Source organism: Ideonella sp. P3_A4 (assembly GCF_056403075.1).
This window is the reverse complement of record NZ_JBFUGE010000445.1, coordinates 1-4,977: the sequence shown is the minus strand read 5'-3', so window position 1 is coordinate 4,977 and position 4,977 is coordinate 1. Positions and strand designations below refer to the sequence as shown.

Sequence of the window (4,977 nt, the reverse complement as noted above, 5' to 3'; positions counted from 1 at the left end):
CCGTGGCGGTGACGGTCTCGGTGTCCTGCGAGGCGGCGGGCTGCTGAGGGCGAACGGTCGGCATCGGCGGCGATCTCCTGGCGGTCATCACATCGTAGCGATCAACGGCCAGGCCCGGTGAGGGCAAATGACGCGCCCAGGCCAGCCGCGACCCCGCGTGAAGATGGACTCGCGCGGGGCCGCTAGATGCGCACTACAAACAACAACAGGACTTACGGGGYGGCGCGCACCTGGTTGCGGCCAGCCTTCTTGCATTGGTACAGCGCTTCATCGGCCCGCTGCAAGGTGTCGGCGATCGACTCGCCGTCCCGGCATTCAGCCAAACCCAGGCTCATCGTGACATTCAACGCCGGCGCCATCGTGGACCAGGCGTGCCGCTCGATGGTGCCACGCAGGCGGTCGGCCACCGTCAGGGCCTGGGCCAGCGTCAGGCCGGCGCCGAAACCCACGGCGAACTCTTCGCCCCCCCAGCGCGCCACCGCGTCGTGCGGACGCAAATGATCGCGCATCAGCCGGCCGATGGTGCGCAAGACCTCGTCGCCCTGAGTGTGGGAGTAGCGGTCGTTGATGCGCTTGAAGTGGTCGATGTCGCCGAGCATCAGCACCAGCGGCCGGACGATCCCGCAGCCCTCGGCCCTCAGCTGGGAGATGCGCTGCTCGAACTGGCGCCGGTTGGCCAGGCCGGTCAGCGGATCCTCCAGGGCCTGACGCTTCAGCTCGCCGGCCTCTTCGGCCAGGTGCTCGACCTGGCGTTGCAGCTCGGCGCTGCGCAGGCGCGCGAGTTCGGCCTCGACGCGATTGCGCTCCACGTCCACCCGCGCGGCCAGCGCCTGCGAGCGCGCTTCGGACTGCGCGGCCAGCACCGCCTCACGCGTTTCGGCGTGGCGCTTGTAGCAGTCGAGCGCGGCGCGCCAGTGCTGCTGCGCTTCTTGCAACTGGCTGTTCTCGAGGTGCACGCGGGCCAGCAGCTCCAGGTCCTGGCCTTCGGTGGCCAGGGCCAGCGCTTCAGCGATGTGGGCCGCCGCCAGCCGGTGCAGCCCACTCAAGCGCTCGACGCGGGCCTGCTGCAGCTCCAGGCGGGCTCGCTTGGGCCCCAAGCCGGCGGTCTGCGCGGCCTTCAGGCCCAGGCGCAGCAACACGCGGGCTTCGTCCATCTCGCCGAGCTGGATCATCACGTCGGCCGCCTCGGCCGCATAGGTCGTCACCAGATGAAGGCGCCCGTCTTGCACCAACTCGTCCAGGTGCCGGCGCTGCTCAGCATAGGCCGAGAGGATGACCTCGCGATCGGCCTTTCGCTTGCACAACGCGCCCAGGCGGACCGTCAGCAGGTTGCCCTTCGAGATCGCCTTCATGCTGGGCTCTTCGAAGTGCGGGCTCAGCTCGATGCAGCGCTCCCAAGCTGCCAAGGCCTCGTCGGTCTGGTCCAGCGTGTCGTAGACGGTGCCGGCGTTGTTCCAGAACACGCACTGCTGCCAAGGCTCGTTCGCCACCAGCGGCAGCATCTGCACGGCCCTGCCCAGCAGCTCCATCGCCTCGGCCGCCTGGCCCAGCTGCGCCAGCGTGATCGCATGCAGCGACATCAGCCGCAGCAACCGCACCGTCTCGCAGGCGCGGGTGAACAACTCGATGCCCAGGTAGCCGGTGGTCAGCGCTTCTTTCAGCTTGCCGCTGTAGTGGTAGCCGATCGCCATCACATGCTGGCAGATGCCCATCTGCAGCAGGTCTTCGGCCTGGGAGGCCTGCGGCCACAGGCTTTGGCTGAGCGCCAGGCCGGCCTCGACCTGGCCACCACGCACCATCAGCAGCGCACGCTCGAGTGCGTCGGCCAGCGGCTCTTCTTCGGCCACCATCTCGACCGCAGGAGCGGCCACACGCTTGCGCGGCGGCTTCGGAGGCGGTTGGTGGTGGACCGCACCGACCACCATCTGGGCGAACCCCAACTCACCGGGTGACCGGGCAGGCGTGTGCTCAGTGTCCGGGGAGGCGGCGCGGGTGCGCCGGCGGGTGGCGGTCATCGAAGAGGTACAGCGGCGGCATGAGGGAATTCCGCCTCATACTAGCCAGCCCACCGCGACATCCACGCTTAGAGTGGTAACGGTTTGGGGCCTGTTAACGCATAAATCACGGCCGCGCCGGGGAGTTGTTAGGGATGCAACGTTAGACGCGAGGGCTCGCACGGGGCCTTCCCCCCGTGCGAACCCTCGTAACGACGCGATGCGCCCCACATCGCCCCGGCCCTTCGGGTTGCTACTCCAAGCGGGCGCACTCGTTGTTACGAAGACGCGGCCGTGGATCGACCACGCCCGCGCCTTCGCGCCTAGATTGCGCCCGCTTGGAGTGACAACGTGGCTGCGATTTATGCGTTAGCAGGCCCTAGCCTAAGCGTGAGAAGCGCAACACCTGTCGCCCGTCCAGTTCGATGTGGCCGAAGAACATCGCATGCGGYCGGACCCACAGGCCGGTTGCGTTGTAGAGCGGCCGGTAGACCACCAGCGGCTCCAGCGTCTCGCTGTGGCGGGCCACGCCTATCACTTCGTACTCGCCACCCTTGTAGTGGCGATAGCGGCCCGTCGGCGTGTCGGGCAGCGGTGGCAGATCGTCATCACTCATTGAGCCTCCTCCGCGCTGCGCGCTGCGGAATTCGCCTTGGGAGCGGCCCGGCAGCTCATGGCAATGCCTTGATCGCCGCCTTCAAGCCCGGCAGCAGGCGCTCGCGCTGTGCCGCATCGGACGTCTCTTGCACCGAGGCATACAGCGGCCAGATGAACTCGCGTGCGTTGTGGGCGCGTGCCAGCGAAGTCGCCGTGAAAGGGTGGCCTTCGGGCAGCGCCGCGGCCGACACGATGCGGCCGAACCAGCTGGTCCAGAACGCGCTGTCGTGCAGGCCGCGCTTGGCGATGTAGAACACCGGTGCCATCAGGCGCTGGCCTTCGCCGTAGATGTAGCTGTGATCACCGGGCGGCAGCACCTGTGTGGCAATCGCATCGAGCAAGCGGTCGAGCTGCGCCTTGTCGAGTGCGGTGTTCAGGCTCAGCTGCATCAACCAGTCGGCGCCGTGTGCGACGCCGTGGCGCCAGCCGTCTTGCGCATCGAAGCCGCGGTAGTCACGCACGCCGGCCAGGTAGCTGGCCGCAGCTCTGACGAAAGCATCGCGCTCGGCTGGGCTGTACAGGGACGTGAGCCGGTCCACGCGGGCGACCTCGGCCAATGTCAATGCGGCAAATGGCGCAGCAACACCGCGCCCATCGGCCGCCACCGTCGCGGGCATCACGCGGCGCAGCAACTGGTCACCGATGCGCTTGACGATGGCCGGCGACAGCTGGTTGGCACGCATCCATTGCTGCAAGGCTTCAAATCCGACTTCGTCGCGCAACGCCGGGTCCGGGTCGGCCAGGCAGTCGACCAAGCCGAGCGCCAGCGATTCGCGCTTGGCAGCATCGTTGACGGCCCACTTCGCGTTGCGCAAAGCGAGCAGGCTGTTGCGCGTCTGGCCTTCGGGCGGACAGGCGGCCAGCACGGCGCCTGCACCGCAGGCCAGGCTCAACGCCAGCGCAATGCGGCGCAGGCCGTGTCTCATGCGGCCGGAGTGGCGTGCTTGGCCACCAGGGTCAGGATGTCGTAGCTGGCGACCAGCTCGCCATGCTGGTTGGTGACCTCGACGTCCCACGCCACCACGCCCTGGCCGCGGCCTTTGTCGTCGACCTTCATGCGGTCGATCTTGCGCTTGGCGGTCAGGCGCGCCTGGATCGTGTCGCCGATCGCCACCGGCTTGACGAAGCGCAGAGTGTCCAACCCGTAGTTGGCCAGCACTGGGCCCGGAGCCGGACTGACGAACAGACCGGCGGCCGCCGACAGCACGAAGTAGCCATGCGCGATGCGCTGGCCGAACTGCGTGTCCTTCGCCGCGATCTCGTCGAAGTGCATGTAGAAGTAGTCGCCCGAGACACCGCCGAAGTTGACGATGTCGGCTTCGCTGACGGTGCGGCGATGCGTCAGCAGGCTCTCGCTGATTTGCAGGTCCTCGAAGTGGCGACGGAACGGGTGCACCTCGGTCTCGATGCGAGCGGCGCCGCGCACGTATTCACCGGTCACGGCCGCCAGCATCGTCGGCGAGCCTTGCACCGCCGTGCGCTGCAGCATGTGCTTGACGGCACGGATGCCGCCCAGCTCTTCGCCGCCACCGGCGCGGCCGGGGCCGCCATGCTTGAGCATCGGCAGCGGGCTGCCATGGCCGGTGGATTCGGGTGCGGCCTCGCGATCGAGGATCAGCATGCGGCCGTGGTGCGCGGCGGCCACGGGAATCGCCTTCGCGGCGATCGCCGGCGTCTTGGTGACCAGCGAACCGACCAGGCTGCCCTTGCCGCGCGCGGCCAGGGCCAACGCCTCGTCGAAGTCGTCGTAAGGCATCAATGTACTGACCGGGCCAAAGGCCTCGACGTCGTGCACCGCGTCATTGGTCATCGGGTTCTTCGCCAGCAGCAGCGTCGGCGCGAAGAACGCGCCTTCGGCCGTGCCTGCGCCTTGCGGCGTGAACGCGTCGGTGCCGTAGATCAGCTCGGCGTCCTTGCGCAGCATCGCCACACGCTCGGCCACGTCGGCCTGCTGCGCGTGCGAGGCGAGTGCGCCCATCTTGACGCCTTCGACCGACGGGTCACCGACCACCGTCTTCGCCAGCCGCGCCTTCAGCGCCGCAGCCACCGCATCGACATGTTGGCGCGGCACGATCGCACGGCGGATCGCCGTGCACTTCTGGCCGGCCTTGACCGTCATCTCGCGCGCCACTTCCTTGACGAAGAGGTCGAACTCTTCATCGCCCGGCTGCACATCGGGCGCCAGGATCGCGCAGTTCAGCGAATCGGCCTCGGCGTTGAACGGCACCGAGTGGCGGATCAGGTTCGGGTGCACGCGCAGCTTGGCGGCCGTGTCGGCCGAGCCGGTGAAGGTGACGACGTCGGCACCATTCAGGCGGTCCAGCAA

At 68.1% G+C, this 4,977-nt stretch carries 4 protein-coding genes; all 4 read right to left on the bottom strand.

All coding sequences use genetic code 11. The annotated features are described in order from the left end of the window. Positions 1-212: 212 nt before the first annotated feature. Positions 213-2,015: a GGDEF domain-containing protein gene (locus AC1DYI_RS26390; protein WP_477207099.1), complete on the bottom strand. Its 1,803-nt coding sequence runs from the start codon at positions 2,013-2,015 to the stop codon at positions 213-215. A gap of 358 nt (positions 2,016-2,373) precedes the next feature. Beyond that, a complete protein-coding gene (locus AC1DYI_RS26385; protein WP_477207098.1) occupies positions 2,374-2,610 on the bottom strand; it encodes a DUF1653 domain-containing protein in 237 nt (78 codons plus the stop codon). 55 nt (positions 2,611-2,665) lie between these two features. Further along, positions 2,666-3,577, bottom strand: coding sequence for a DUF2785 domain-containing protein (locus AC1DYI_RS26380; RefSeq protein ID WP_477207097.1), 912 nt, complete (start codon positions 3,575-3,577; stop codon positions 2,666-2,668). Then, positions 3,574-4,977, bottom strand: a 1,404-nt coding sequence (gene paaZ / locus AC1DYI_RS26375; RefSeq protein ID WP_477207096.1) for a phenylacetic acid degradation bifunctional protein PaaZ, incomplete at its 5' end; no start/stop codon positions are given. The genes AC1DYI_RS26380 and paaZ, both read right to left, overlap by 4 nt.